This window comes from Pseudomonas asuensis, assembly GCF_014646755.1.
In the GTDB taxonomy this organism is placed as follows: Bacteria; Pseudomonadota; Gammaproteobacteria; order Pseudomonadales; family Pseudomonadaceae; genus Chryseomonas; species Chryseomonas asuensis.
This window is the reverse complement of record NZ_BMNW01000001.1, coordinates 48,794-74,529: the sequence shown is the minus strand read 5'-3', so window position 1 is coordinate 74,529 and position 25,736 is coordinate 48,794. Positions and strand designations below refer to the sequence as shown.

Sequence of the window (25,736 nt, the reverse complement as noted above, 5' to 3'; positions counted from 1 at the left end):
AGCGAATGTTTAATAGGGGCGAAGCAAATTGTCTAGTTCGGTAGACCGCAGGCGATTTCCGCTTCCGTAAGCGCACGGTACTCACCGGGTGCCAATGCCGGGTCGAGCATAATCGGGCCGATACTTTCTCGGTGCAGGTGCATTACTTGATTCCGGAAGTGTCCGAACATTCGCTTGACCTGATGGTAGCGGCCCTCGACGAGGGTAAGCCGAGCGTGGCGTTCTCCAAGGATATCCAGTTGGGCCGGCATCGTGGTGAGATCTTCAAATTCGAAATACAACCCTGCAGCAAAGGTAGTGATGTACTCCGGCTGAATAGGGTCTGCCGTCTCGACGTAATACACCTTGGGCAATTTGTTGCTCGGCAAGGTTAAGCGGCGAGACCAGAGGCCGTCATTGGTGATGAGCATAAGGCCTGATGTATTCAGGTCCAATCGGCCGCTCAGGTGAAGATCGGCCTTGTCCTGCTCATCCAGTAGATCGATTACGGTGGGATGGTCTGGATGCTGCGTTGCGCTCACGTAGCCGACAGGCTTGTGGAGCATGAAATAGCGGGCGGGTTTACCTGCCTGAAGCAGCTCATCAAGCAGTTCCACGCGGTCAAAAAGGCGTACTTCGTAGCGGCCGTCGAGTACAGGTGAGCCATTGACGCGAACATGCCCTTGCGCCAGATGCAAACGAGCATCCAGGCGATTCAGGGCCGGGCGGTTACTAAGAAATCGATCTAGTCGCATCAGGCATTGCTTTCCGTATCTTTTGTACTGGCGCAGCGGGCACACAGGCAGGCGATGTTGCGTGCATCATCCGGCAAAGCGCTCAGTGCCCCGGGGGCTATAGGGGTATGGAAACACCAGCAATCTGCGGGAGGCTGGCTGCATCCCACTTGAGCACAGCCGTTGGGCTGGCCGCAGTGTGGGCAGAGGTGAGGTGGGTAAGCCGTATTCATATCTGTTGCCTCGCGTGTAGGGCGCTGCACGCAGAAGTCGATGGAAGTGTGACGCAAGACCTAATCGTAACGTGGTCCTGGCAGAACGGCTACGGCTCTTGGCTGTATAGGCTACGCTTGCCCACAATCGAGCGTAACGGCATAGCCCTGACAGGGCTTGCCTAGTCGTCACGCTAACGTCGTGTTCATGCCGCAGCATGGGCGTTGTGTATTCAAAGTCTAAAAAAGCCACAACAGGAGAAAACGATGGAAAGAGGTCTATGCAAGGGACTACTAGCCGGAGCGCTGATGTCAGCCGTAGGGCTGATGGGTCAATCGGCCAGCGCGGCGAGCGAGCCGGTAGGTAAAGTGCTGAGCGAGAAGGCAGGCATCCTATATCCGGCCGTCATTGCACACCGAGGCGCGTCTTACGATGCACCGGAATCCACCGCACCAGCGTACCTGCTGGCTCGCGACCTGGGTGCCGATTATCTTGAGCTGGATTTGCAGCGTACCCGCGACGGCGTATTGATTGCCTTGCACGACGATAACCTTAAGCGCACAACCAACGTTGCACAACGCTTTCCAGATCGGGCCGATCAGCCGGTTAGTAGCTTTACATGGGAGGAGCTTAAAAGCCTGGATGCCGGGACCTGGTTCAATACGGCGCACCCAGAGCGTGCGCGTCCCAGCTTTGCTGGCCAGAAAATCCTGACGTTGGATGAAGTGATCGATATTGCCGAAGGCGGTCAGAACAAGCCGGGTCTGTATATCGAAACCAAGCAGCCCAAACTGTTTCCTGGCATCGAAAAAGATTTGAAGGAAAAGCTTCGGGCACGTGGCTGGCTAGGCGAGCCTGCAGCGAAGACTAATGACTCTCAGCATGTGCACGTGGCGTCGATGCCCGGTCGTGTAGTGCTGCAGACGTTTGAAAAGAGCAGTATGGAGCTCTTGCAGCAGGAGATGCCTCAGGTTCCAAAAGTGCTCCTTTTATGGTTGGGCAATGGCAGCATCGAACCCAAGTCGACTGTGCCCTTTGCTGAATCCGGTGAAAAGGACAAGGCCGCTTATTATGCTAAGCAGGAGATCAAGTCCAAGGCAGAATACGAAAGCTGGTTGGATTGGGCAAAAGCTCATGGTGCCCTGGGCGTAGGGCCTTCTTCGGCTCTGACTCATGGCGGTGATCAGAGCTATGCTGATCTGGTAAAGCCCTGGATGAATCAAATGGCCCATGAAAAAGGGTTGATTGTGCATCCGTACACTGTAGACGAGGCGGTGGATTTCAAGAAGATCAGCGATGCGGGGGTGGACGGCTTCTTTACCAACCGCACAGCAGAGCTATTGAAGTTTTATGACCGTCCGGCAAAAGACAGCATTGACGCGATACTGAAACGTCACGGCTATTGATGAAGGTCCTGGATATCGCGTTGTTTCATGCTTCTTACAATAGGCTGGACTGAGCATAGCGATACCCGCCATGAGTCCTTGCCAATGCAATCGGTTGAGCGCTCACCCTCAACCGGTTGCATTTATGGGCCAGCAGGGCTGGTCTAAAGAGGAATGTCCTGGCGATAAGGAGCTGGGTAATGGATGATTTTACCGGTGCCAAATTGGCCCTGTTATGCGGTGATCAACTTCTGGCCTACAAACGAGACGAGAAGGATTCGATACCCTTTCCTGGATGTTGGGACTTTGCTGGGGGTGGCCGTGAGGGCGAGGAAAGTCCAATCGAGTGTGCACTGCGCGAGTTGGAGGAGGAATTTTCCTTGCGGCTGGATGAAAGCCGGATTATTTGGGGTAGGCGATACACAAGTTATACCCGCAAAACGCTTGATGCCTATTTCTTTGTCGGTACGTTAAGTACAGAAGAGGTTGAAGCAATCTGCTTTGGTGATGAAGGACAGTACTGGCGAATGATGCCAATAGCGGAGTTCCTGACATTGCCTGATGCCGTGCCATATCTTCAAACGCGGCTACGTGATTATCTAGAGCAGTAACCGTAACTGGAAATATGTGGTTACATTGCTTAATGCGAGCTGAATACGTGGTAATTACAAAAGACAAGATTTAACAGGGCGGTAATATGCCACTACGCACTGTATTTCTAGGGCGTGGAGGATACTGTTTTGCAGCGTCTATTTCTGGCGTTAGCGTTTGCTCTACCATTAAGCGGCTGTGTGGTTTACAGCGACAATCCGTATCGTCAAACGACCACTACTTACTACCGCTCTTATACTCCCGCTTATGTGGAGCCTGTTGTCCCTAGTGGACCTCCGCCTTCTGTAATTATTTACGAACGACCCGTTACTCGCTGGCGTTCGAATTTCTATTATGGTCCACCCCCGCCTCCGCCCCGATTTCGCCCTGGCTGGGGTCCCGGCCCTGGCTATTGGCGCCACGGGCCAAGACACTATTGGGGCCCGCCACCAAGACGCTGGTAAGCTCCATTAAACCAAGCGATAGAAATTGACCAATCTCTATCGCTTGCTGGCCAATATAGGCACACCAACCGCCAAATCTAGACCTTCCAGCCATAGGGCTCGCAGCAGGCAGGAGCAGAACAGCGCAATGCGCGTCTTCTCCCGGGCTTTTGTCCCGCCGTGTAACCTCATCGGAGGTCGATGACTCTCGGACCAGTCACTCACCTGCGTGAGCCGGAACCCTAGTCATCTATTTGTTCGCTAAATTGTGGTGCTGCGGTTCCGGCATACCGGCTGCTCCTGCACGATGTTCCTATTGCTATCGCCGTGCCAACCTTTATAAGTCTCGATATCACAAGGGGTATGTTGCAAATCGGTGCATCCGGGACGGAAATTTATGCGCAACGTTGAGGCGTTGCCCTTCGCTTTGCACGCTTCTGGGGCAAAGACGTGCTGACATAAAACGGCATGAATGGTTGACAGGGCCAGGCACCTTTCCTACGGTGCGCTCGACTGATATGAGGACATAACGTGGACGACGATCGCATTAAACTGGAGCCACAGTGGAAAGCCGCACTGCGTGATGAGTTCGATGCTCCGTATATGAAGCAGTTAGGCGAATTCTTGCGTAGCGAAAAGGCTGCCGGCAAGGTGATCTATCCGCCAGGACCCTTGATTTTCAATGCCTTGAATAGTACTCCGCTAGATCAGGTAAAAGTAGTTATCTTGGGACAGGATCCCTATCACGGCCCTGGGCAAGCTCATGGCTTGTGCTTTTCGGTACAGCCTGGGGTGCCTGCGCCGCCATCCCTACAAAATATCTATAAGGAGCTTAAGCGCGATCTGAATCTGCCTATCCCCAATCACGGCTATCTACAGCATTGGGCAGAGCAGGGCGTATTGCTACTCAACACTTCGCTTACCGTCGAGCAGGCCAAAGCGGGCTCTCATGCCAATGCTGGATGGCAGCGTTTTACCGATCGCGTGATTCAAGTTGTCAGCGAGCAACGTAACCATCTGGTCTTTTTGCTATGGGGCGCTCATGCTCAGAGCAAGGAAAAGTTGATCGACACGCAGAAGCACTTGATCCTGCGCTCACCGCACCCGTCACCACTTTCTGCCCATAGAGGCTTCATCGGTAACGGTCACTTCAGTCGTACGAACAAGTTTCTGGAGCAGTCGGGACTGACGCCTATCGATTGGGCGTTGCCCTCGGTATAAAGCATCGGGCCGTGTATCAAATCACCCGGCCCGGTTACCTTTTAAAGTGTGCTGAACACCTTTTTGGCGATACTAGTGGCTGCAGCGGCTGGGTTTTCCCGAAGTGCGCGTTCTTGGTCAGCGATCACGGTGAACAACCCATTCAGCGCCTGGTCCGTAACGTAACTTTCAACGTTTGCACTCTTGGCATCCATCGCACCAAAAGCAGAAGCCTTGCTAGCTAGGGCGTTGTACTGTTGAGCCAAGCCTACCTTGTCCGTTGCCTGCTTGATGATGGGCATCAACTGAGCACGAAGCTGGTCTCGGCTGGAATGGTCAAGATACTGCGTGGCGGCGTTATCTCCACCGGCCAAAATTCCCTTGGCATCCTGAACCGTCATGCGCTTTACCGCATCGATCAGCAGCGCTTGTGCCTTTGGTACTGCAGCTTCGGCAGCCTGATTCATGCTGGTTTCCAACTGCTCTACCTGTGCCCCCATGCCAAATTGCTTGAGTAGCGCAGACGCCTTGCCTAGTTTTCCAGGCAGCTCAATACGAACCTCCGGGTTTTGGGTAAAGCCACCCGGTTTGCCTAATTGCTGAACGGCAATTTGAGCGCCCTGAGTTAGCGCGTCTTTCATAGCGCTGGTTGAGTCCTGCTGAGAAAAGTCGGACAAGCTCAGTGCAAATGCATTGGCAGAAAGTGCTAGGGCTGCGAGTGTAAGAGCGAAACGTTTCATGGATATCCTTTGTATCAACGGACGGGCGTCAGCTTGATTTCAACCGGCTGGTCGTTAGAGCCGTTGAGCTGTACCGGTATGGCTTTTGGCGTCAGGAATAAGGGGCGACCACCTAGCAACACGCGGGCGCTGATTGCATAGCGTTGACCCGTTTTAACCTTGGAAGGATCGTAGTCCAAACGGAAAGGGATAGGTGTTTCCTGTTTCACGAATACAGTGCGCTGCGCGATGCGTCCTGAAGGTGTATCACCTGTGGCAGCATTGTGCAGGCTTACCGTTAATTTCGCAGTAGGTGGCAACGGCTCGGACTGTTCGAAATAGGCGCCACCTTCCAGACTGCGTTTGGCTGGTGATGGAGTGCCAGGCTGGGGCACGATGACTGGAGGCTTGCTCGTGTTTGGCGTCGTAGGCGCTGGGCCAGGCTCTGAAACGGGACGTAGCCCACCGCTACAGGCCGTAAGCAATAGGCTGGTCAGACTTAATAGAACAATCTTGCGCATGACGTAAGGTCTCTTTATGAAAGGGCTAATCTGGTGTCGGAGCCGAGGGCTGAATACTGGGCTCGTCTGGTCGTTCCAACGCCACATGTCGAATCGATAATCTAATTTCGGCTGGTAGCATTCGCTTACCAGCCTCTTCGGCTAACTCGCCGAGCAGTTCATGATGGCCAAGTTTGCCTTCGCTGTTCTTATGCAGCACGCCTTCTTCTAGTAACGTCTGAATGAAATGTCGGAACAAGCTTTTGTCGAAGAATTCCGGCGCATTTAACCCATGCAGAATGGAAAGGCGCCGCGCCATAACTGTACACAGCTCTTCCAGCTCACTGGCGGTCAGTCGACTTTGGCCCTGGTTAAGCAGAAGGGCGATAGTCATGTAGTAACGCTGAAGCGTCTGCTGAATGCTGCGCGCCAGGAGTGTCAGGCGCACGAACTGCCGTGAACTGGGGGCTGGACGCTTGAACATCTCGTCTTCTTGTTGAAGCAGTTCATACTCAACCAGCGCTGCCAACCATTGATCAATCATGGCAGGCAACTCGTCACGGTCCCAACGAATGAATAATTCGGCTTGCAAATAGGGATATAGCGCCAGGGTAAACCGGTGAATGTGCTCTCGGCTCATGCGGGCCGTATTCTGAAAGAAACCCGCCAGCAATGCGGGTAGGGCAAAGATGTGCAGGATATTATTGCGGTAGTACGTCATCAGGATGGAGTTTTGCTCATCCAGATAAAGGATACGACCCAGCGCATCCTGCTGTTCGGCCAGCAGATTCAGACTTTTCACATAGTCTACTTGAGCCTGTCCGTTACCCTCGGGCAGAGTCGCAGAGGGCGAGTAAGGCACCTTTCTCAGCAGGCCCAGGTAGAGGTCGAGCACACCCGCTAAGGCGGCCTCATCCATTGCCTGCCGATGTGTAGAGAGCATGACCAGCGCTACCAGATTCACAGGGTTGACTGCGGCAGCATCGTTGATCCTGCGTGCCACTACCTCGCTCAGGCAGTGAGTGAGCGTACTGAACCACTCGGGTCGAGTCTCATGATCCCGGGCCAGATTGCGCCAGTCTTCCTGGCGCTGATCCAGAAACTGAGGCAGGCTCAGAGGCTCGCCAAAATTGACCCAGACTTGGCCGAAGCGCTTACGTAAGGCGCCCGCTGCCTTAAATACATCGAAAACAGACTCTTTTTTCTTGGCCGCTCCCCGCAGCTCGCCCAGGTAGGTGCGGCCTTCAAAGACCCGCTCGTAACCGATGTACACCGGTACGAAAACCAGCGGGCGACGGGAGTCCCTTAAAAAGCTGCGTAGGGTAATGGCCAACATGCCGGTGCGAGGCTGCAGCATGCGCCCTGTTCGCGATCGACCGCCTTCGACAAAGTATTCGGTCGAGAAGCCCCGCGAAAACAAGGTATGCATATATTCATTGAATACGGCGGTATACAGCGCATTGCCCTTGAAGCTGCGACGCATGAAGAACGCGCCACCGCGGCGCAGAATGTTGCCCACGATCGGCATATTCAAGTTGATGCCCGCTGCGATATGCGGAGGGGTCAGCCCATTATGAAACAGCAGGTAGGACAGGAGCAGGTAGTCCATATGGCTGCGATGGCAAGGTACATAAACGATCTCGTTTCCTTGCGCCACGTTCTGGACACGCTCGATATGATTGACGCGAATACCTTCGTAAAGCTTGTTCCAAAACCAGGTCAATATGACCTCAAGGCAGCGCACCACGGGGTAGGAGAAATCCGAAGCTATTTCCTGGGCATATTCCAAGGCTTGCTGCTCGGCCTGCGCCTGAGAGGTCTTGCCATGCTTCGCTTCGTGCTGGATCGCTTCGCGTACCTGGGGAGTCTGGATCAGGCTTTTTACCAGGTTTCGCCGGTGGGAAATATCAGGGCCGATCACTGCTGTTTTCAGGTTGCGAAAGTGCACCCTCAGAATGCGCAGCACCATGCGCTGCGTACGCGCCTGTCCTTTGTTCTGGGCAACGAGGCGACTTAGATGAATGGGGTCAGAAAACAACACTCGCGTCATGCGGCCTAGGAATAGGATACGTGCCAGTTTGCGTAGTCGGCCTGCGATGACCCAGTTATCTGTCCAAAGCAACTTCCAAAGGCTTGTTTCTCGATCAGGCGATTGCCCCCAGAAAACACTGGCAGGCACGATCTGAGCGTCATCGACTGTACTTTGGCCAACAGCTTCAAGCAGTTGGGTAAGGCAAGGCGGAACGTTACGCTTGGTTGGACGACCCAGCCAGTCAGGCGATGGCGTCGTATAAATGTAAGCATTGGGTTCAATCACATCGCCAATCGTTACCGGTGTCACCGGACGTGGCAGGCCATTCTTGATGCATTCAGCATCCAGAACAGCTAAATCACTGAGGGAGTGCTCTTGCAGGACATAGATCACCGGCTTGCTGCGATCAAGCTTGAGGGCCATTGCTGACTGGTTAATGGTCTGCGAACGAACCCAGGTGTATAGCAGGCGCTTGAAAGCAGCAAAAAGCATGCGGCGAAAAGGAGAGCGATTCATGACATCTACCTGAAATTCAAGTGCGTAGTGTGCCGTAACGGCCTGATGGCGCACAGCCTATGGTCATCAGATTGAAACGCTCCTGAGCAACACTATAGTAGCCAAGATAACGCTTGGTTGACGCTCTTTTTTTGACATTCCAATCATGCAAACTGTTGTTATAAAGCACGAATTTTGTGCTTTTGACCATGATTTGTACGTAACTGGCACCAAAAAAGAGCAGAAAAAATTTTAGTGATAAAACCTGTTGCAATTGCTGGGAAACTTTTGCTTTATACGCCGGTACGGCGGAAACGAGTATCAATCGCTTGGCCTGGATGGCCATCTGGATGACTCGGGTCGGCTGGGGAGCTGTCCTGCAAGGGCACAGATAATAATTGCGAAGCTTGGAGAGTGGTAATGGCTGAACGTGAGACCGGAACCGTCAAGTGGTTCAATGACGCCAAGGGTTATGGATTCATTCAACGTGAGAGTGGACCGGATGTATTTGTCCACTACCGCGCCATCCGTGGTGAGGGACACCGTTCGCTGGTCGAGGGCCAGCAGGTGGAGTTCTCTGTGACTCAGGGTCAGAAGGGTCTGCAGGCCGAAGACGTCTCCAAGCTTTGAGTCCTGGTAAAAAGCCCGTCATAGACGGGCTTTTTCAGTATAGGCACACCGTCAGGTTCGCCAGATGATTTCTTCTATACCGATCGATGTCACCTTTATCCAGCGATCGGCATCCTCCTCGCCTTGTTCCTCTTCCCAGCTTCCAGGGGCGCATCGCACTTGAATATCCAATGCCGCTGCGGCCGCTTTGGCACAGGCCAGATCGTCCTCCCAGGGGGTTGCGTCGCTTTCCAGCAAAAGGCTGTTCCATTTACCAACGGCCTTCGGCAGCCAGGTTACTGGAACCACAGTACCCTTGTAGTCAACTGTGCATTTATAAGTTTGCCCTTGCTGGCGCCACTCGCTACAGGCACCCAGCGCCTGGCCCAGCCAGTCGCTAATAGCCGCCTGATCGGCATCCTTGAGGTAAATTTCAATGTCTGGCTGGCGCATGATTAATCTCGATAAGGCTGTCAGGTCCGGGTAATCCAATCGTAGCGTACGGCAACAGTGACTTCGAAGGGTTCAGCCAGTACACGTTCGCGCCGCTCGGCATTAACTCGCCATCCATGGGGGGTCATGGATAAGAGGTCAGCGCGGGCTTCACGGGTTTCCAGGCTAAGGCGAAAGCTAAGAGCTTCAGTGCTAGCCAATGTCAGCTCGGCGGGTAAGCCTTGTAAATGCTTGGCTTCGTCGTAGTCACGCACGTCATCGTATAAACGTTGGCGTAACTCAATCAGATGGTCACGAGCCGGGCCCAGACGCAGCACGCCGCCGCCTGGAGCCAGTAGACGGGAGGCTTCGGCCCAGTCAATCGGGCTAAACACGCTAGCCAGGAGCTGGCAGCTCGTTTTAGGCAAAGGGATACGTGTCATGCTGGCAACCAACCAGGTTACCTCTGCTGTACGGCGACTCGCCCTGCGTACGGCTTCACGAGAGATGTCCAGCGCGTAACCATCCGCGTGTGGCAACGCTTCAGCCAGACGCGCCGTATAAAAACCTTCGCCGCAGCCAATATCAACCCAGCGAGCCGGCGCTTTTGCCTGTGCCAGGTCTGCCAGACGCTGTGCCAGGGGAGCATAGTGGCCTGCGTCGAGAAAGCGGCGGCGCGCTTCTACCATCTCGGCATTGTCGCCAGGATCGCGGCTTTTCTTATGCTGCACAGGCAAAAGATTCAAATAACCTTGGCGCGCGCGGTCAAAGCGGTGGCCCTGCTCGCAAACAACACCCTGTTGCGCATCGGTCAGCGAGGTCGAGCAAAGGGGGCAGATCAACATCATGCGAGTAGCCTTACCAACGTCTGGTAGTACACCTCGGTCAGCAGATCCAGGTCACTAGCCAGTACCCGCTCGTTTACTTGGTGAATCGTAGCGTTGACGGGACCAACCTCAACCACCTGTGTGCCAAGCGTGGCAATAAAGCGACCATCAGAGGTACCGCCACTGGTAGAGGCTTCTGTTGTACGGCCGGTTACGGCCTGAATGCTGGATGCAATAGCGTCCAGCAGCTCGCCAGGCTCTGTAATGAAGGGCAGGCCAGACAAGGACCAATCAATATGCCAGTCCAGGCCATGCTTGTTCAGAATAGCCTCAACGCGCGCCTTGAGACCTTCCTCAGTCGATTCCGTTGAGAAGCGGAAGTTAAACAGGGCGCTCAGCTCGCCGGGGATGACGTTGTTTGCGCCAGTGCCCGAATTCAGATTGGAAATTTGAAACGTGGTTGGCGGGAAGAAATCATTGCCGGCATCCCACTGTTCCGCTGCCAGTTCTGCCAATGCGGCGGCTGCCAGGTGAATGGGGTTACGGGCAAGGTGCGGATAAGCCACATGGCCTTGCTTGCCGCGAATAGTCAGTTTGCCGTTCAAAGAACCCCGGCGACCGTTCTTTACCACGTCACCCAAAAGTGTCGTGCTAGAAGGCTCACCTACAATGCACCAGTCCAGACGCTCATTGCGCGCGCGCAGGCGCTCGACTACAGCACGTGTTCCATACAGCGCAGGACCTTCCTCGTCACTTGTGATCAGGAAAGCAATAGCGCCTTTGTGGTTAGGGTGATCGACCACGAAGCGCTCTACCGCAATAATCATGCTGGCCAGGCTACCTTTCATATCCGCTGCGCCACGTCCCAGGAGCATGCCGTCTTTAACCTGTGCATCGAAGGGGCCATTTTGCCAAGCCTCAACCGGCCCGGTGGGTACAACATCAGTATGCCCGGCAAAGCATAGAACCGGACCTTCGCTACCGCGGCGTGCCCAGAAGTTATCGACATTTTCGATACGCATCGGCTCAAGTGCAAAGCCTGCTGCTTCAAGCCGTTTCATCATCAAGGCTTGGCAGCCTTCGTCGACCGGAGTAACGGAAGGGCGGCGGATGAGCTCGCAGGCAAGCTCGAGCGTCGGAGTAAGGATGGTCATGGATGAATCCTGAAGCAGCAAAGGCATGAAAAGGTGTCCATGGTAAAGCAAAACGCCATAAGGAACCTCGCTCTTCGGTAATCAACAACACTGCCGCATGTCTTTATACTATTAGCTCGTTGAGTGAGAGCCGTTATGAATATTGATCAACAACGCTTTGGTGGCATTACCCGCTTGTATGGTAAGGATGCGCTTGAGCGTCTGGCTGCCAGTCATGTGGCGATAGTCGGTATTGGTGGAGTAGGCTCCTGGGCTGCCGAGGCCCTGGCCCGGAGTGGTGTCGGTCGTATCAGTCTGTTCGACCTGGACGATGTCTGCATCAGCAATACCAACCGGCAGATCCATGCGCTGGAAGGGCAGGTCGGACGGGCAAAGGTCGATGTAATGGCTGAGCGCATCCGTGCAATCAACCCGGCGTGCGCCGTACATGCGGTGGCAGATTTCGTTACGCGAGAGACCATGGCTGATTACATTACGCCGGACATGGATCTGGTGCTTGATTGTATCGACAGCGTCGCGTCCAAGGCGGCACTGATCTCATGGTGCAAACGTCGCAAGATCAACATCATCACGACTGGCGGCGCCGGCGGCCAGATCGATCCGACGCAGATTCAGGTTGTCGATTTAAACCGAACGTATAATGACCCGCTGGCTTCCCGCGTGCGCTCGCTGCTGCGCCGAGACTACGGATTTTCACGCAATCCCAGTCGGCATTACAGCGTGCCGTGCGTCTTCTCGACTGAGCAGCTGCGTTATCCCAAACCCGACGGCAGCGTGTGCCAGCAGAAGGGTTTTGTGGGGGAGGGGGTGCGTCTGGATTGCTCGGGTGGTTTTGGCGCAGTCATGATGGTAACCGCGTCCTTTGGCATGGTGGCAGCGGCTAAGGCTGTAGACAAACTGATCGCCAAGCCGCCCAAGTCCAAAACAGCTTGAACTAAGCAGTCACATTTCCTGCTCGGGTTCCTTTTCAGCAATGCCGGGCAGGTGCATGCCGCTCTTGGCCAGTTGTGAGCCTTCCATCTGCGGCTGGGTTACCCAGGTCAGAATGTCATAGTACCGGCGAATGTTCTGTACGAAGTGCACCGTCTCGCCGCCGCGGGCATAGCCATAGCGGGTCTTGCTGTACCACTGTTTCTGGCTAAGGCGGGGCAGCATGCGTTTGACGTCTAACCAGCGATTAGGGTCCAGCCCTTCGTCCTGTGCCATTTTTCGTGCATCTATAATATGGGCGCTGCCTATATTGTAGGTTGCCAGGGCAAACCATGTCCGATCCGGCTCCTTGATTGATTCAGGAAGTTCATTACGGATCTGATTGAAGTACCGAGCGCCGCCTTCGATACTTTGGAAGGGATCAAGCCGGTTGGCCACGCCCATTGCCTGGGCGGTGTTGTTGGTCAACATCATCAAACCACGTACACCGGTTTTGGAGGTCGCGTCGGCCTGCCATAGCGACTCCTGGTAACCGATAGCAGCCAAAAGGCGCCAATCGACTTCTCGTTGCTGTGCAGCCTTGCGGAAATGCTTTTCGTAAATGGGTAAACGTTGCTGCAGATGCTGGGCGAATGTGTAGGCACCTACATAGCCCAGGACATCCACATGGCCGTAATAGCGTTCTTTGAGGTGTTGAAGGGTTTTATCCTGTTTGGCTTTATCAATAAACGTATTGATAACCTTCATCAGGGTGCCGTCTTCATGTTCGGCCGTTACCCAGGCCAGGCTTTGTCCATCTCCCAGGTCAAACGCTACGCGAACATTAGGGTAGTAAACCTGATTCATGGCCAACTCATTTGAGTCTACCAGGGTCAAGTCGATCTGGCCTTCATCAACCATTTTTAGCAGGTCGGCTACCTCTACCTGATCGGACTCCTCATAGGTAAGGTCTGGCTGCTGGACCTTTAGCGCAGCCAGTTGCTCGGCCTGGCTGCTCCCTTTAAGTACCATAATGCGCTTGCCGACCAGATCGCTTACCTGAGTAGGTCGACGTGAGCCGTTGCGATAGATGACCTGTGGGACAACATCAAGGTAAGGATGCGAAAAATGGAATTTTTCCTGTCGTGCTGGGCTGGGCGTCAAACCGGCCGCTGCCAGAACCGGACCTTCGGTACTACCAAGGCGATTAAAGAGATCTTCGAGATTATCCGCGGTCTCGATCTGCAGTTTAAGCCCCAGCTCGTCGGCAAAGCTCTTTACCAGCTCATATTCAAAGCCGGTATCGCCGTTACGGTCCTGGAAATAGGTCGCGGGGCTGTTACGGGTGATAACGCGTAAAACGCCCTCCTTCTGTATCCGTTCCAGGGTGGTGGGTTGTTTTGGAGGAGCTTCGTCAGGCTCTTCGCACCCTTGGAGCAACAGAAAGATCGCAGTCGCCATGATGCAGGCGATTCGTTTCAGGCAAAGCGCATGGTGTGCAAACATCCGCTCAGTATACGCAAAGCTATTCAAGTGCCATACCAGTGGAGTGTCATAGAATTTTCTATTGCCTGGATTTTACTCGTAACCAATTTTTGCTAAGCGCAGCGAAATTGCTGGGGCATTAACCTATTCGACCGTGATGGTTTCTGGGTTCTAATAAAGGTTCACGTGGCGGCCGAGAAGGCATTACTGTTAGAGCAAAGCGCTTTGTAATACGCATGGATGAGTCGGTTTGACGCAGTATAGGTGAAACCTTTGTCGCCTAAAGGTGTCTCGCCGGGTGCTTTACGATAGAATACCGACCCCTGAAATTCCTCTAGCCCCGAGGCTGTCCTACGATGCTGATCTTGCGCGGCGCTCCCGCTCTTTCTTCATTTCGTCACGGCAAACTGCTCGACCAACTGACCCGCAAAGTGCCGGGTGTTTCCGGACTCTATGCCGAGTTCGCTCACTTTGCCGAAGTGGTCGGCACGCTTACCGCTGAAGAGGAGTGCGTGCTTGAACGCCTGCTCAAATACGGGCCCAGCGTTTCGGTACAAGAACCTGTAGGGCGACTGTTCCTGGTGGTGCCACGCTTCGGCACAATTTCACCATGGTCCAGCAAGGCTACCGACATTGCCCACAACTGCGGTCTGGCCAAGCTCGAGCGCATCGAGCGAGGCGTAGCCTATTATGTCGCCGGCGATCTGTCCGACAGCGATGTTCAAGCTGTGGCTGACGCCTTACACGACCGTATGACCCAGCTTGTGCTGGGTGGGCTGAACGAGGCCGAGGCATTGTTCAGTCATGCAGCGCCCAAGCCGCTGACAGCTATCGATATCCTGAGCGGCGGTCGCGCAGCATTGGAGAAGGCCAATATTGAGTTAGGCTTGGCTCTGGCTGATGATGAGATCGACTATTTGGTCGAGAGCTTCCAAGGGTTGGGTCGTAACCCTCATGACATTGAGCTGATGATGTTCGCCCAAGCGAACTCTGAGCACTGTCGTCATAAGATTTTCAATGCCAGCTGGGACATCGATGGCGAAGGCCAGGAGAAATCCCTGTTCGGCATGATCAAGAACACCTATGAAATGCACCGTGAGGGTGTTCTGTCCGCTTATAAGGACAACGCTGCGGTCATTGAAGGCTTTACCGCGGGGCGCTTCTATCCCGATCCGGAAACTCGCCAGTACGGCGCGAATCAGGAGCCGGTACATATCCTGATGAAGGTGGAAACCCATAACCACCCGACAGCCATTGCGCCGTTCCCAGGTGCCTCTACTGGCTCGGGTGGCGAGATTCGGGATGAGGGCGCGACGGGTCGTGGTGCGAAACCCAAGGCAGGTCTGACTGGCTTTACTGTTTCCAATCTGAATATTCCAGGTTTTGAGCAGCCGTGGGAAAAGCCTTACGGCAAGCCCGAGCGTATCGTGACGCCGCTCGATATCATGATCGAAGGCCCGTTAGGCGGTGCTGCATTCAACAACGAGTTTGGCCGCCCGGCGTTGGCAGGTTACTTCCGTACCTTTGAGCAGGCAGTTGAAACCCCGCGTGGCGAAGAAGTGCGCGGCTATCACAAGCCGATCATGCTGGCGGGCGGTATGGGCAATATCCGCGCCGACCATGTCCAGAAAGGCGATATCTCCGTAGGCGGAAAACTGATTGTCCTGGGTGGTCCGGCCATGCTGATTGGCCTGGGTGGCGGTGCAGCCTCGTCGATGTCTACCGGTGCAAGCTCAGCTGACCTGGACTTCGCCTCCGTACAGCGTGAAAACCCTGAAATGGAGCGCCGTTGCCAAGAGGTTATCGATCGTTGCTGGCAGATGGGCGATAAGAATCCTATTACTTTCATTCATGACGTAGGTGCGGGCGGTTTATCCAATGCCTTCCCTGAACTCGTCAACGATGCGGGGCGTGGTGGCCGTTTCGAACTGCGTAATGTGCCAAACGATGAGCCTGGCATGAGTCCGCTGGAGATTTGGTGTAACGAATCTCAAGAGCGTTATGTGCTCTCCGTAGACGCCGAGAACCTCGAAACCTTCAAGGCTATTTGTGAGCGCGAGCGTTGTCCGTTTGCCGTCGTGGGTGAAGCGACGGAAGAGCGTCGTCTTACCGTGGCAGACAGCCACTTCGAGAACAATGCTGTTGACATGCCGTTGGATGTCCTCCTGGGTAAGGCACCGCGTATGCACCGTTCGGCCACTCGGGAAGAGGCGCTGGGCGATGAGTTCGACGGTATTGGGTTAGACCTCAAGGATGCGGTCGAACATGTTCTGCGTCACCCAGCCGTTGCTAGCAAGAGTTTCCTGATTACCATCGGTGACCGGACTATCACCGGCCTGGTTGCGCGTGATCAGATGGTTGGCCCCTGGCAGGTTCCGGTGGCCGACTGCGCTGTAACGGCTACCAGTTATACCGTTTATACCGGTGAGGCCATGGCCATGGGAGAACGTACACCCTTGGCACTGTTGGATGCAGCTGCTTCGGGGCGTATGGCAGTAGGCGAAACGCTGACCAACCTGGCAGCGGCGCGTATCGAAAAAATGGGGGATATCAAACTTTCTGCCAACTGGATGGCTGCTGCCGGTCATCCTGGAGAGGATGCTCGTCTGTATGACACCGTAAAAGCAGTAGGGATGGAGCTATGCCCGGCACTGGGTATCACCATTCCTGTGGGCAAGGACTCTATGTCCATGAAGACCCGCTGGGAAGAAAACGGTCAAGACAAGAGCGTGACTTCGCCGCTGTCGTTAATTGTGACGGGCTTTGCTCCTGTTCAGGATATTCGTCAGACCCTGACGCCTGAGCTTCGTATGGATAAGGGTGAGACTGACCTGATTCTGGTTGATCTGGGCCGTGGTCAGAATCGTCTGGGTGGCTCCATTCTCGCGCAGGTTCATAATAAGATCGGCCGAAGCGCACCCGATGTAGATGATGCAGAAGATCTCAAGGCATTCTTCGCCGTCATCCAGGGCCTGAATAAGGATGGCCTCATCCTGTCCTATCACGACCGTTCTGATGGCGGCCTGATCACCACGTTGGTTGAAATGGCCTTTGCCGGTCATTGTGGTCTGTCGTTAAAGCTGGATGCACTGGCGGCTAACCCTGATGAGCTGACCCGCGCCCTGTTTGCCGAAGAGCTAGGCGCTGTTATCCAGGTGCCTCAGGACTTTACGTCCGAAGTGTTGGCTCAGTTCACAGCAGCAGGTCTTGAGGACTGCGTGGCCGTTATCGGTCAGCCGGTTAATGGCTACGAAGTTAATATTACGTTCAACGAGCAGAATGTCTTTAAGGCAGAGCGCCGTTCGCTACAGCGTATCTGGAGCGAAACCAGCTACCAGATCCAGCGTCTGCGTGATAATGCCGAGTGTGCTCAGCAGGAATATGACGCGCTGTTAGAAGAAAATAATCCGGGCTTATCCGCCAAGCTGAGCTTCGACCCTAACGAAAATATCTCTGCGCCTTACATCAAAACAGGTGTTCGCCCTCAGGTGGCTGTCCTGCGTGAGCAGGGTGTCAACGGGCAGGTCGAAATGGCAGCAGCATTTGATCGTGCGGGCTTTGCTTCGGTAGACGTGCATATGAGCGACATCCTTGCCGGTCGTGTCGACTTGAATGACTTCAAAGGCGTTGTAGCCTGTGGTGGCTTCTCCTACGGAGACGTTCTAGGAGCAGGTGAAGGCTGGGCCAAGTCGATTCTCTTTAACGCCCGGGCTCGTGATGCATTCCAGCAGTTTTTTGAGCGCACCGATAGCTTCACATTAGGTGTTTGTAATGGCTGCCAGATGGTATCCAACCTGCGCGAACTCGTACCGGGTAGTGAGTTCTGGCCGCGCTTCGTGCGCAACCGCTCCGAGCAGTTTGAAGCACGTATTGCCATGTTGCAGGTACAAGAGTCACCTTCTCTGTTCTTTGCCGATATGGCAGGCTCGCGCATGCCGATTGCCATTGCCCATGGCGAAGGTCATGCCGAGTTCAGGGATGCCGCTGCGCTGCAAGCCGCCGATGCCTCAGGCACTGTATCGCTGCGCTTTGTGGATAACCATGGACGAGTTACCGAAACCTATCCGGCCAACCCCAACGGCTCGCCGCAGGGTATTACCGGTCTGACTAGCCTTGATGGGCGCGTCACCATCATGATGCCGCACCCTGAGCGTGTCTTCCGCGCGGTCCAGAACTCCTGGATTCCACGCGATTGGCAAGGTGAGGACGGTGGCTGGATGCGCATGTTCCGTAACGCGCGCGTCTGGGTAGACTGATAAGTCCGAAAGGGCCGGTCATACTGCTTCAGGTATGACCGGCCTTTTTGCATCTGGAGGATTTATGTTCAAGTTGTGCTTCTATGTTCCAGAGAGTCATCTGGAGTCAGTCAAGGCAGCTGTATTTACCGCAGGAGGCGGTCAGATAGGTAATTATGAGGCTTGCTGCTGGCAGGTCCTAGGGGAAGGGCAGTTTCGGCCTTGTGCTGGAAGCAACCCTTTCTTAGGGCAGGTTGGCGAGCTGGAGCGTGTATCTGAGTGGAAAGTGGAGTTGGTTGTAGCTGATGAGCATATAAAGCCGGCTGTCGCTGCGTTGCGAAAGGCTCACCCTTATGAAACGCCCGCCTATGAAGTATGGCAGTTGGCATCAATCTAAGGGCGCACTTTTATTCCGGCCGGCAGCAGGTGTTCGTGGCTGATGAAAAGGGCTCATGGACGTATTTCGATCAATGTTCCGTCTTTAACCAGTGTCCAGATTTCACGCATATCCGCATTGGTTAATGCAATGCAGCCATTAGTCCAATTCAGGGACGAGAAATACCATTCCGGATACTCCTCATCGATAGGGGTTCCATGAATCATGATCATGCTGCCCGGTGGCACGCCTGCTGCCTTGGCGCGTGCCAAATCCTGCGAGTTGGGATACGAGATGTGCATCGACAGGTTGAACTTGTCGCTCGTCTTGCGCCAGTCAATCCAGTAAAAGCCTTCCGGGGTACGTTGGTCGCCTTCGCGAAACTTGGGCCCTTTAGGGAATTTGCCCAGTGACACCCGGTAGGACTTGATGGTTTCTCCTTTACTGAGTAGCTCAAGTTTGTTCATCGACTTTATAACCAGCACTTTGTCGATCGTCCGACCATCGAGTGTGGTCGTTGTGCTGGCAAAGCAGAACGCAGAGAAAAACAGGCAACAGAAAGCAGTAAGCCAATACATCCGGCGCATTTGAAAAATAATCCCTAGCTAAACGACTGCAGAAGGCAGCCAAGGCGTGCTGCTGTTCACTCTTATATATCAGCTGGAACTAGCGTTCCAGCATGGGTGCGATGCCTTCATGATGCACAGAATAGTGACCCGTCCGGCGGTCGGCAAAAAAGCATTCTAGGGTACGCGCGATGGTCGGAAAAGCGAGTGACGACCAAGGGATATCTGCTTCGTCAAAGAGCGCTGTGTCCAGGCTTTCTTCGCCTATGCCGAACGCTCCATCCAGGAGCTCCCCACGAAACAGCATGTATACCTGATTGATATGGGGCAGGTCGAATAAAGTATAAAGCTTGAGGTTGCCAACCTGAGCGCAGGCTTCCTCCAGTGTCTCACGCGCTGCAGCCTGTTCAATCGTTTCGCCGTTCTCCATGAAGCCGGCTGGTAATGTCCAGTAGCCTCGACGGGGCTCAATGGCTCGGCGGCACAAGAGCACTTTGTTCTCCCAGACGGGCAGACAGCCGGCCACGATACGAGGATTTTGATAGTGGACTGTATGACACTGCGTACAGACGTAGCGAGGGCGCGTATCCCCCTCAGGGATGCGTTGAACCAGCGTGCCGCCGCAGTAGTTACAGAATTTCATGAAGCCTCCTCGTAGTCCTGTCATCTTGCGTGGAGCTGAGGCAGCAAGCAAGGGGTTGGGCAAGCTGGATATTCCATGCCATGATGCCTTAAGAGTAAGCGTGTGGAGAAAGCATCGTGGATGAGTTGCTCCATCGATTGCGGCACTATAGACCGCGTCACCTGGAGACTGATCGTACACACCCCGAAGCCGCCGTGTTATTGCCAATTATCCGAGGCGATGATCCTGAGCTGGTTCTGACGTTGCGTGCCAGCAATCTGTCGACGCATGGGGGGGAAGTCGCCTTGCCGGGCGGCCGGCGTGATCCGGAAGACCCGGACCTCGTTCATACTGCCTTGCGTGAGGCCTATGAAGAGATTGGCTTGCCACCAGGGTTGGTAGAGGTAGTGGGGCCCTTGAGTCCTTTGATTTCCCGTTATGGAATCAAGGTGACGCCCTACGTAGGCATTATTCCCGATTATGTTGAGTACACTCCGAACGATGCTGAAATCTCGGCCGTTTTCACTGTGCCGCTCAGCTTTTTGTGTGAAGTGCCGCCTGAGGTGACACCTAGAATCGATGAGCAAGGCCGTTTGTGCTATGTCCCTAGCTATCAGTATGGCGAATATCGAATCTGGGGGCTGACGGCCGTTATCATCGTGGAGTTGGTTAATCTTCTCTACGATGCAGGTATTTCTCTCTATGAGCCGCCTTATCCTGTTGAAGAGTGATGTGTTGATGCACTTCTGCGATCAGGCCCAGTAGAATCCTGGTGACAATAAGCTATCAGGCCGGTGCCTGTACGGGATGGCAGCCTTGGACATGATCGAAAACGAAAAGCCGGTTCGCTCCCCCTGCGTTCAGGTCTGTGTGCTGGATGAAGCTGACATTTGCACAGGGTGTCAGCGTACCGTTCAAGAAATATCCCAGTGGGGGCGCATGACCAATGCCGAGCGGCATGAGGTCCTGCGGTTGTGTGAGGAACGTGCCTGCGCCGCCGGGCAGTATTTCTAAGGGTGCGTTAGAGCGTAGTCCAATGTGCTTCGCTGCTATCAATAGCCCGGCTAACCAACGACCTGTATACCAGAGGAACCTGCATGACCCAGATTGGAACTCCATTGTCACCTACGGCCACTCGCGTTTTGTTGTGTGGTTCTGGTGAGCTTGGTAAAGAAGTTGTCATCGAGCTACAGCGTTTGGGTGTGGAGGTCATTGCCGTTGACCGTTATGCCAATGCTCCGGCCATGCAGGTTGCTCATCGCAGCCATGTTATCAATATGCTGGATGGCGCAGCGCTTCGTGCTGTTATCGAGCAGGAAAAGCCCCATTACATCGTTCCTGAGATCGAGGCAATTGCTACGGCCACGCTCGTTGAGCTTGAGAGCGAGGGGTATACCGTTGTCCCTACTGCGCGTGCTGCACAGCTGACGATGAACCGGGAAGGCATTCGCCGCCTGGCGGCAGAAGAGTTGGGTTTGCCCACGTCGCCGTATCACTTTGCGGATACCTTCGAAGAATATGCTGCTGCAGTTGAATCCGTAGGGATGCCATGCGTAGTGAAGCCGATCATGAGCTCGTCGGGCAAAGGCCAGAGTGTTATCAAGACCCGCGACGATATTCAGGCTGCCTGGGACTATGCTCAAGAAGGTGGCCGAGCAGGTAAGGGGCGAGTGATCGTTGAGGGCTTTGTTGACTTTGATTACGAAATTACCCTGCTGACAGTTCGTCATGTCAACGGAACATCGTTCTGCGAGCCGGTTGGTCATCGTCAGGTTAAGGGTGATTATCACGAGTCTTGGCAACCTCAGGCAATGAGCCCTAAGGCACTTGCTGAGTCTGAGCGTGTTGCCAAGGCGGTCACCGAGGCGTTAGGCGGTCGTGGCCTGTTTGGCGTTGAGCTGTTTGTCAAAGGCGACCAGGTCTGGTTCAGTGAAGTGTCTCCTCGTCCCCACGACACAGGCCTGGTAACGCTTATTTCCCAGGACCTTTCAGAATTTGCACTTCATGCGCGCGCTATCTTGGGCTTGCCGATACCGGTTATTTGTCAGTTTGGCCCTTCGGCGTCCGCCGTATTGCTTATTGAAGGCCATTCTACTCAGACAAGCTTTGGCAATCTGGGCGCAGCGTTAAGTGAGCCGGATACTGCTTTACGTTTGTTTGGAAAGCCTGAAGTGGCTGGGCAGCGCCGGATGGGCGTGGCGCTGGCACGAGACGAGTCGGTTGAGGCTGCCCGTGAAAAAGCAACTAAGGCAGCGCAGGCTATCAGCGTAACGCTTTAATCTGCTAGGTGAATAGCCCTGCGTAAGGCAGGGCTATCACTGTATTACAGCTCTCTGTCTCGTGTTTCTTTAAGGCATAGCACTGCGATCAAACTGATCAGCGCTGCTACAGAAACATAACCGCCTACCCAGCTCAATCCGCCAGTATCGGCCAGCTTCTGCGCAATATAAGGCGCTACCGAAGCGCCTAGAATGCCGCCTAGGTTGTAGGCAGCCGAGGCGCCGGTGTATCTGACGTGCGTAGGAAAAATCTCAGGCAGTAACGCGCCCATAGGCGCGAAAGTCATGCCCATGAGAAAAAGCTCTAGTGCCAGAAAGAGGGCGATGCTACCTGTCGAGCCATGTGTAAGCAGCGGCTCCATGGCAAAGCCTGATAGCAGGGCAGCCAAAGCACTGATGGCCAGAACCGGCTTGCGACCGTAACGATCAGCCAGCCAGGCGGAGAGCGGGGTGGCAAGCGTCATGAACAGCACGGCAAAGCAGAGAAGCCCTAGAAAGCCCTCCCGACTAAAACCTAATGTCTTGACGCCATAACTCAATGAAAACACTGTCGAGATGTAGAAAAGTGCATAGCACACTACCATGGCTAAGGCGCCTAGAAGCATAGGGTGCCAATGTTTGGTGATCGCCTCGGTCAGGGGCAGGCGAAGCTTTTCGTGCCGCTCCATAGCTTTGGCAAAAACCGGAGTTTCAGTGAGCTTGAGCCGGACATACAGGCCAACCATTACCAAGGCAGCGCTCAAGATAAAAGGAATCCGCCAGCCCCAAGCCTTGAACTGTTCGTCTGTTAGGAGGACAGCTAACGCAAGGAACAGCCCATTAGCGGCCAGGAAACCAATGGACGGGCCTAGCTGAGGAAACATGCCAAACCATGCGCGCCTGTGTTTGGGGGCATTTTCCGTCGCTAGCAGCGCCGCGCCGCCCCACTCTCCGCCTAGTCCAAGTCCTTGAGCAAACCTAAGAACGCATAGTAGTACAGGCGCCCAGCCGCCGATGGTGGCGTAGCCAGGCAACAAGCCAATCAGTGTCGTTGAAACACCCATGAGTAACAGTGAAGCCACCAGGGTGGACTTGCGACCAATGCGGTCACCGAAATGGCCAAACAGCGCCGAGCCAAGAGGGCGAGCCAGGAAGGCTATGCCAAAGGTGATAAAGGCACTGAGTGTTTGCGCAATTGCAGAGGTTTGTGGGAAGAACACTGGGCCGATGACAAGCGCAGCGGCAGTGGCATACACATAAAAATCATAGAACTCGATGGCTGTACCGATAAAGCTCGCTGTTGCGATACGGGCCGTAGAGTTTGCTGGAGCAGCAGGCGAAGCCGGTGCCGCCTCATAGGTTGCAGTAGCAGTCATTGGATTTCCCAGGCGCTGTCGTTTTTGTACGGCCTGACTCGTACGCTTGGCCTGGGTAAGGCACAGGTGCGTAATCATCCAGTGCGGATGCGAATCGTTGGCCTGTTATGACGCGACCCTATCGGCGAAGGGGTAACCGCTGATCGAGACGTTTAGCTGGGTAAGCAATTGGATTATGGACAAGCCTTGCCGTTTCCAGCAAGGCTTGTGAATGACTAGAGCGCCTGAAGGCTAGGCTCAGATATGAAGAATAAATTCACGGACCAGCTTACTGCCGAAGTACGCAAGCATAAGCAGGCAGAAGCCAGCCAGTGTCCAGCGGATGGCTTTATGCCCTCGCCACCCCATGCGATGGCGTCCCCATAGCAAAACGCCAAACAGCACCCATGCCACACAAGACAGTACCGTCTTGTGTACCAGATGCTGAGCAAACATGTCTTCGAGGAAAAGCCAGCCGGAGATTAGAGAAAAAGACAATACGGCCCAGCCCGCCCAGAGAAAACCAAATAACAGACTTTCCATGGTTTGCAGAGGAGGGAAGCTTCGAATGAGCCCGGATGGATGCTTATTCTTGAGTTGCCTGTCTTGGATCAATAGCAGTAACGACTGGAAAACAGCCAGCGTTAACAGACCATAGGCAACAATCGAGAGCAGGACATGAGTTAATATGCCGGGCGTAATATCGATTGGCTGAACAGTGCCCGATGGTAATACGTTAGCCAGAAGCGTTGTAATGGCGCCCAGCGGATAAATCAGTACAAGTAACGTCTGCAACGGCATGCGGATGCAGCCAAGCAGAATCAGGAGAATGGCTACCGCTGCAATCAGGCTCGACGCATCGAAAAAGTCCAGCGAAAGATTGCTTGGTAGAATCAGCTTAATGAATAAGGCCGCGCCATGGGCGAGCAAAGCCAGCACGCCCAACGAGACCAATAGGGTGTTATTAGGGCGTTTGCGCGTGGTCAGACACACACTTTGATAGGCCGTGGCGACACTATAGAGAAGGGCAGCCGTCAGGCTGGGCAACAGGGATGACATAAATCCTTGAGTCACTGAGCCGAAAGCGGATGAGTTTGGCACAGATACCAGTGTTCAAGGAAGACTGTAGACGATGCCAGCCGACGCCCTCTTCGTTATACTTCACAACCTGCCGCCAGTTTTGGACGCATTTGCATGTTTGAAAACCTGACAGATAGACTTTCACAAAGCCTTCGCCACATTACTGGCAAGGCAAAACTGACCGAAGACAACATCAAGGATACGCTGCGTGAAGTGCGCATGGCGCTCCTTGAGGCGGACGTGGCTTTGCCTGTCGTCAAGGATTTCGTCAACAAGGTCAGAGATCGCGCCGTAGGCACTGAAGTCTCCAAGAGCCTGACGCCTGGCCAGGCTTTCGTGAAAATCGTTCGGGCCGAGCTTGAAGAGCTGATGGGGGCTGCGAATGAAGATCTGGCTCTCAATGTCTCTCCGCCAGCTGTTATTCTCATGGCGGGTTTGCAGGGCGCGGGCAAGACCACTACGGCAGGCAAGCTGGCGCGCTTCCTGAAAGAGCGCAAGAAGAAAAGCGTCCTTGTTGTTTCCGCTGACGTTTATCGTCCGGCAGCGATCAAACAATTGGAAACGTTGGCCCATGATGTTGGGGTCACTTTTTACCCTTCCGATATCAGCCAGAAGCCTGTAGCGATCGCCGAAGCTGCTGTGCGCGAAGCCAAACTCAAGTTTATCGACGTTGTGATCGTGGATACCGCCGGTCGTCTTCATGTCGATGCGGAAATGATGGCTGAAATTCAGCAGGTGCATGCTGCTATCAAGCCTGCCGAAACGCTCTTCGTAGTAGACGCCATGACCGGCCAGGACGCGGCCAATACCGCTAAAGCCTTTAATGATGCGCTTCCCTTGACCGGTGTAGTGCTTACCAAAGTCGATGGTGATGCTCGTGGCGGCGCGGCATTGTCTGTGCGTGCTATTACCGGCAAGCCGATCAAGTTCCTGGGTATGGGGGAGAAGAGCGAGGCGCTGGATCCCTTCCATCCGGATCGCATTGCTTCCCGGATTCTGGGTATGGGCGACGTGCTCAGCCTTATCGAGCAAGCTGAACAGAATCTAGATAAGGAAAAAGCTGAAAAGCTTGCCAAGAAGCTCAAAAAAGGCAAAGGCTTTGATCTGGAAGACTTTCGTGACCAGCTGCGCCAGATGAAAAGCATGGGTGGTCTTGGTTCCCTTATGGATAAGCTGCCTACCATGATGGGCGGTGTCAATTTGTCCCAAATGGGAAATGCGCAGGGAGCAGCTGAAAAACAATTCAAGCAGATGGAGGCCATTATTGACTCCATGACGCCGGGCGAGCGCCGTGATCCAGACATGATCAGCGGCTCGCGCAAGCGTCGAATCGCCATGGGTTCTGGAACCCAGGTACAGGATGTAGGGCGCCTCATCAAGCAGCATAAACAAATGCAAAAAATGATGAAAAAGGTGACCTCCAAAGGCGGCTTGTCAAAGCTCATGCGCGGCATGGGTGGCATGTTCCCAGGAGGAATGCCCAAGCTATAAACCCCCAAGTTGCTGCCGTTGGGCGAACAGCCCTGCATAGGATAGG

General features: G+C 54.3%; 25 protein-coding genes and 1 riboswitch. Of the genes, 11 read left to right on the top strand and 14 right to left on the bottom strand.

Annotation, left to right across the window (positions count from 1 at the left end; translation table 11 throughout):
- Positions 1-32 precede the first annotated feature (32 nt).
- Positions 33-734 carry a pseudouridine synthase gene (locus tag IEX86_RS00375; protein ID WP_188864099.1) on the bottom strand — a complete coding sequence of 234 codons (702 nt, stop codon included), beginning with the start codon at positions 732-734 and terminating at the stop codon, positions 33-35.
- Entirely contained in the window at positions 734-946 is a 213-nt protein-coding gene (locus IEX86_RS00370) for a cysteine-rich CWC family protein (protein WP_188864743.1), read from the bottom strand. The genes IEX86_RS00375 and IEX86_RS00370 overlap by 1 nt, the downstream gene beginning before the upstream one ends.
- 246 nt (positions 947-1,192) lie before the next feature.
- Here IEX86_RS00370 and IEX86_RS00365 point away from each other — a divergent pair, with 246 nt between their 5' ends.
- The 3 genes from IEX86_RS00365 to ung all read left to right on the top strand — a co-directional run bounded on the left by IEX86_RS00365 (position 1,193) and on the right by ung (position 4,566).
- Positions 1,193-2,332, top strand: coding sequence for a glycerophosphodiester phosphodiesterase (locus tag IEX86_RS00365; protein WP_188864098.1), 1,140 nt, complete (start codon positions 1,193-1,195; stop codon positions 2,330-2,332).
- 179 nt (positions 2,333-2,511) lie between these two features.
- The gene (locus tag IEX86_RS00360) at positions 2,512-2,922 is read left to right on the top strand and encodes an NUDIX hydrolase (RefSeq protein WP_188864097.1); all 411 of its coding nucleotides are present in this window, start codon (positions 2,512-2,514) and stop codon (positions 2,920-2,922) included.
- Between the two features lie 580 nt (positions 2,923-3,502).
- Positions 3,503-3,602, bottom strand: a riboswitch (guanidine-I (ykkC/yxkD leader).
- Between the two features lie 274 nt (positions 3,603-3,876).
- On the top strand, positions 3,877-4,566 hold the full coding sequence (ung, locus tag IEX86_RS00355) for a uracil-DNA glycosylase (RefSeq protein WP_188864096.1): 690 nt from the start codon (positions 3,877-3,879) through the stop codon (positions 4,564-4,566).
- Positions 4,567-4,607: 41 nt separating this feature from the next.
- On the opposite strand, the gene IEX86_RS00350 is transcribed toward ung, so the two are convergent.
- Genes IEX86_RS00350 through IEX86_RS00335 form a run of 4 tightly spaced genes read right to left on the bottom strand, consistent with a single transcriptional unit; the run spans position 4,608 to position 8,637 of the window.
- The gene (locus IEX86_RS00350) at positions 4,608-5,285 is read right to left on the bottom strand and encodes a DUF4197 domain-containing protein (RefSeq protein WP_188864095.1); all 678 of its coding nucleotides are present in this window, start codon (positions 5,283-5,285) and stop codon (positions 4,608-4,610) included.
- 14 nt (positions 5,286-5,299) lie between these two features.
- A complete protein-coding gene (locus IEX86_RS00345; protein ID WP_188864094.1) occupies positions 5,300-5,785 on the bottom strand; it encodes a YbaY family lipoprotein in 486 nt (161 codons plus the stop codon).
- 25 nt (positions 5,786-5,810) lie between these two features.
- Complete coding sequence (plsB, locus tag IEX86_RS00340; RefSeq protein WP_188864093.1) at positions 5,811-8,312, bottom strand: glycerol-3-phosphate 1-O-acyltransferase PlsB; 2,502 nt, start codon at positions 8,310-8,312, stop codon at positions 5,811-5,813.
- Between the two features lie 16 nt (positions 8,313-8,328).
- A complete protein-coding gene (locus IEX86_RS00335) occupies positions 8,329-8,637 on the bottom strand; it encodes a hypothetical protein (protein ID WP_188864092.1) in 309 nt (102 codons plus the stop codon).
- Positions 8,638-8,711: 74 nt separating this feature from the next.
- Between IEX86_RS00335 and IEX86_RS00330 the strand changes: the two genes are divergently transcribed.
- Positions 8,712-8,921, top strand: a complete 210-nt coding sequence (locus IEX86_RS00330; protein ID WP_188864091.1) for a cold-shock protein — start codon at positions 8,712-8,714, stop codon at positions 8,919-8,921.
- A 51-nt stretch (positions 8,922-8,972) separates the two neighbouring features.
- Here IEX86_RS00330 and IEX86_RS00325 read toward each other — a convergent pair whose 3' ends face one another.
- From IEX86_RS00325 to dapE, 3 genes are read right to left on the bottom strand one after another with little or no spacing between them, the layout of a single operon-like run.
- Positions 8,973-9,353, bottom strand: coding sequence for a hypothetical protein (locus tag IEX86_RS00325; protein WP_188864090.1), 381 nt, complete (start codon positions 9,351-9,353; stop codon positions 8,973-8,975).
- Positions 9,354-9,373: 20 nt separating this feature from the next.
- Positions 9,374-10,177: a putative RNA methyltransferase gene (locus IEX86_RS00320; RefSeq protein WP_188864742.1), complete on the bottom strand. Its 804-nt coding sequence runs from the start codon at positions 10,175-10,177 to the stop codon at positions 9,374-9,376.
- Positions 10,177-11,313, bottom strand: coding sequence for a succinyl-diaminopimelate desuccinylase (gene dapE, locus IEX86_RS00315; protein WP_188864089.1), 1,137 nt, complete (start codon positions 11,311-11,313; stop codon positions 10,177-10,179). The genes IEX86_RS00320 and dapE overlap by 1 nt, the downstream gene beginning before the upstream one ends.
- Before the next feature lie 135 nt (positions 11,314-11,448).
- Here dapE and tcdA point away from each other — a divergent pair, with 135 nt between their 5' ends.
- The gene (gene tcdA / locus IEX86_RS00310; RefSeq protein WP_188864088.1) at positions 11,449-12,246 is read left to right on the top strand and encodes a tRNA cyclic N6-threonylcarbamoyladenosine(37) synthase TcdA; all 798 of its coding nucleotides are present in this window, start codon (positions 11,449-11,451) and stop codon (positions 12,244-12,246) included.
- A 9-nt stretch (positions 12,247-12,255) separates the two neighbouring features.
- Here tcdA and mltF read toward each other — a convergent pair whose 3' ends face one another.
- The gene (mltF, locus tag IEX86_RS00305; protein ID WP_188864741.1) at positions 12,256-13,728 is read right to left on the bottom strand and encodes a membrane-bound lytic murein transglycosylase MltF; all 1,473 of its coding nucleotides are present in this window, start codon (positions 13,726-13,728) and stop codon (positions 12,256-12,258) included.
- A 335-nt stretch (positions 13,729-14,063) separates the two neighbouring features.
- On the opposite strand from mltF, the gene purL reads away from it, so the two are divergent.
- Positions 14,064-17,963, top strand: coding sequence for a phosphoribosylformylglycinamidine synthase (gene purL, locus IEX86_RS00300; protein ID WP_188864087.1), 3,900 nt, complete (start codon positions 14,064-14,066; stop codon positions 17,961-17,963).
- Positions 17,964-18,027: 64 nt separating this feature from the next.
- The gene (locus IEX86_RS00295) at positions 18,028-18,339 is read left to right on the top strand and encodes a YqfO family protein (RefSeq protein WP_188864086.1); all 312 of its coding nucleotides are present in this window, start codon (positions 18,028-18,030) and stop codon (positions 18,337-18,339) included.
- 53 nt (positions 18,340-18,392) lie between these two features.
- Here the strand turns inward: IEX86_RS00295 and IEX86_RS00290 are convergent, their stop codons facing one another.
- Entirely contained in the window at positions 18,393-18,896 is a 504-nt protein-coding gene (locus IEX86_RS00290; RefSeq protein WP_188864740.1) for a L,D-transpeptidase family protein, read from the bottom strand.
- Between the two features lie 88 nt (positions 18,897-18,984).
- Positions 18,985-19,527 carry an NUDIX hydrolase gene (locus IEX86_RS00285; protein ID WP_188864085.1) on the bottom strand — a complete coding sequence of 181 codons (543 nt, stop codon included), beginning with the start codon at positions 19,525-19,527 and terminating at the stop codon, positions 18,985-18,987.
- A gap of 113 nt (positions 19,528-19,640) precedes the next feature.
- Here IEX86_RS00285 and IEX86_RS00280 point away from each other — a divergent pair, with 113 nt between their 5' ends.
- The 3 genes from IEX86_RS00280 (at position 19,641) to purT (ending at position 21,785) form a co-directional block, all read left to right on the top strand.
- Positions 19,641-20,237 carry a CoA pyrophosphatase gene (locus IEX86_RS00280; protein ID WP_188864739.1) on the top strand — a complete coding sequence of 199 codons (597 nt, stop codon included), beginning with the start codon at positions 19,641-19,643 and terminating at the stop codon, positions 20,235-20,237.
- A 91-nt stretch (positions 20,238-20,328) separates the two neighbouring features.
- A complete protein-coding gene (locus IEX86_RS00275; RefSeq protein ID WP_188864738.1) occupies positions 20,329-20,520 on the top strand; it encodes a DUF1289 domain-containing protein in 192 nt (63 codons plus the stop codon).
- 83 nt (positions 20,521-20,603) lie between these two features.
- The gene (gene purT, locus IEX86_RS00270; RefSeq protein WP_188864084.1) at positions 20,604-21,785 is read left to right on the top strand and encodes a formate-dependent phosphoribosylglycinamide formyltransferase; all 1,182 of its coding nucleotides are present in this window, start codon (positions 20,604-20,606) and stop codon (positions 21,783-21,785) included.
- Between the two features lie 44 nt (positions 21,786-21,829).
- Here the strand turns inward: purT and IEX86_RS00265 are convergent, their stop codons facing one another.
- Both IEX86_RS00265 and IEX86_RS00260 read right to left on the bottom strand, forming a co-directional pair.
- Positions 21,830-23,140 carry an MFS transporter gene (locus IEX86_RS00265; protein ID WP_188864083.1) on the bottom strand — a complete coding sequence of 437 codons (1,311 nt, stop codon included), beginning with the start codon at positions 23,138-23,140 and terminating at the stop codon, positions 21,830-21,832.
- Between the two features lie 237 nt (positions 23,141-23,377).
- Positions 23,378-24,178 (bottom strand): cytochrome C assembly family protein, encoded by an 801-nt coding sequence (locus IEX86_RS00260; RefSeq protein WP_188864082.1) that lies wholly within the window; start codon positions 24,176-24,178, stop codon positions 23,378-23,380.
- Positions 24,179-24,313: 135 nt separating this feature from the next.
- Here IEX86_RS00260 and ffh point away from each other — a divergent pair, with 135 nt between their 5' ends.
- The gene (gene ffh, locus IEX86_RS00255; RefSeq protein ID WP_188864081.1) at positions 24,314-25,690 is read left to right on the top strand and encodes a signal recognition particle protein; all 1,377 of its coding nucleotides are present in this window, start codon (positions 24,314-24,316) and stop codon (positions 25,688-25,690) included.
- The last annotated feature ends 46 nt before the right edge of the window (positions 25,691-25,736 follow it).

Coding starts and splice junctions, on each gene's coding strand:
- IEX86_RS00365 (WP_188864098.1), top strand. CDS start 1,193: ATGGAAAGAGGTCTATGCAAGGGACTACTAGCCGGAGCGCTGATGTCA.
- IEX86_RS00345 (WP_188864094.1), bottom strand. CDS start 5,785: ATGCGCAAGATTGTTCTATTAAGTCTGACCAGCCTATTGCTTACGGCC.
- IEX86_RS00290 (WP_188864740.1), bottom strand. CDS start 18,896: ATGTATTGGCTTACTGCTTTCTGTTGCCTGTTTTTCTCTGCGTTCTGC.
- IEX86_RS00350 (WP_188864095.1), bottom strand. CDS start 5,285: ATGAAACGTTTCGCTCTTACACTCGCAGCCCTAGCACTTTCTGCCAAT.
- IEX86_RS00330 (WP_188864091.1), top strand. CDS start 8,712: ATGGCTGAACGTGAGACCGGAACCGTCAAGTGGTTCAATGACGCCAAG.
- IEX86_RS00370 (WP_188864743.1), bottom strand. CDS start 946: ATGAATACGGCTTACCCACCTCACCTCTGCCCACACTGCGGCCAGCCC.
- IEX86_RS00275 (WP_188864738.1), top strand. CDS start 20,329: ATGATCGAAAACGAAAAGCCGGTTCGCTCCCCCTGCGTTCAGGTCTGT.
- purT (WP_188864084.1), top strand. CDS start 20,604: ATGACCCAGATTGGAACTCCATTGTCACCTACGGCCACTCGCGTTTTG.
- purL (WP_188864087.1), top strand. CDS start 14,064: ATGCTGATCTTGCGCGGCGCTCCCGCTCTTTCTTCATTTCGTCACGGC.
- ffh (WP_188864081.1), top strand. CDS start 24,314: ATGTTTGAAAACCTGACAGATAGACTTTCACAAAGCCTTCGCCACATT.
- mltF (WP_188864741.1), bottom strand. CDS start 13,728: ATGTTTGCACACCATGCGCTTTGCCTGAAACGAATCGCCTGCATCATG.
- IEX86_RS00265 (WP_188864083.1), bottom strand. CDS start 23,140: ATGACTGCTACTGCAACCTATGAGGCGGCACCGGCTTCGCCTGCTGCT.
- IEX86_RS00360 (WP_188864097.1), top strand. CDS start 2,512: ATGGATGATTTTACCGGTGCCAAATTGGCCCTGTTATGCGGTGATCAA.
- IEX86_RS00335 (WP_188864092.1), bottom strand. CDS start 8,637: ATGGCCATCCAGGCCAAGCGATTGATACTCGTTTCCGCCGTACCGGCG.
- IEX86_RS00295 (WP_188864086.1), top strand. CDS start 18,028: ATGTTCAAGTTGTGCTTCTATGTTCCAGAGAGTCATCTGGAGTCAGTC.
- IEX86_RS00320 (WP_188864742.1), bottom strand. CDS start 10,177: ATGTTGATCTGCCCCCTTTGCTCGACCTCGCTGACCGATGCGCAACAG.
- dapE (WP_188864089.1), bottom strand. CDS start 11,313: ATGACCATCCTTACTCCGACGCTCGAGCTTGCCTGCGAGCTCATCCGC.
- IEX86_RS00285 (WP_188864085.1), bottom strand. CDS start 19,527: ATGAAATTCTGTAACTACTGCGGCGGCACGCTGGTTCAACGCATCCCT.
- IEX86_RS00325 (WP_188864090.1), bottom strand. CDS start 9,353: ATGCGCCAGCCAGACATTGAAATTTACCTCAAGGATGCCGATCAGGCG.
- IEX86_RS00260 (WP_188864082.1), bottom strand. CDS start 24,178: ATGTCATCCCTGTTGCCCAGCCTGACGGCTGCCCTTCTCTATAGTGTC.
- tcdA (WP_188864088.1), top strand. CDS start 11,449: ATGAATATTGATCAACAACGCTTTGGTGGCATTACCCGCTTGTATGGT.
- plsB (WP_188864093.1), bottom strand. CDS start 8,312: ATGAATCGCTCTCCTTTTCGCCGCATGCTTTTTGCTGCTTTCAAGCGC.
- IEX86_RS00375 (WP_188864099.1), bottom strand. CDS start 734: ATGCGACTAGATCGATTTCTTAGTAACCGCCCGGCCCTGAATCGCCTG.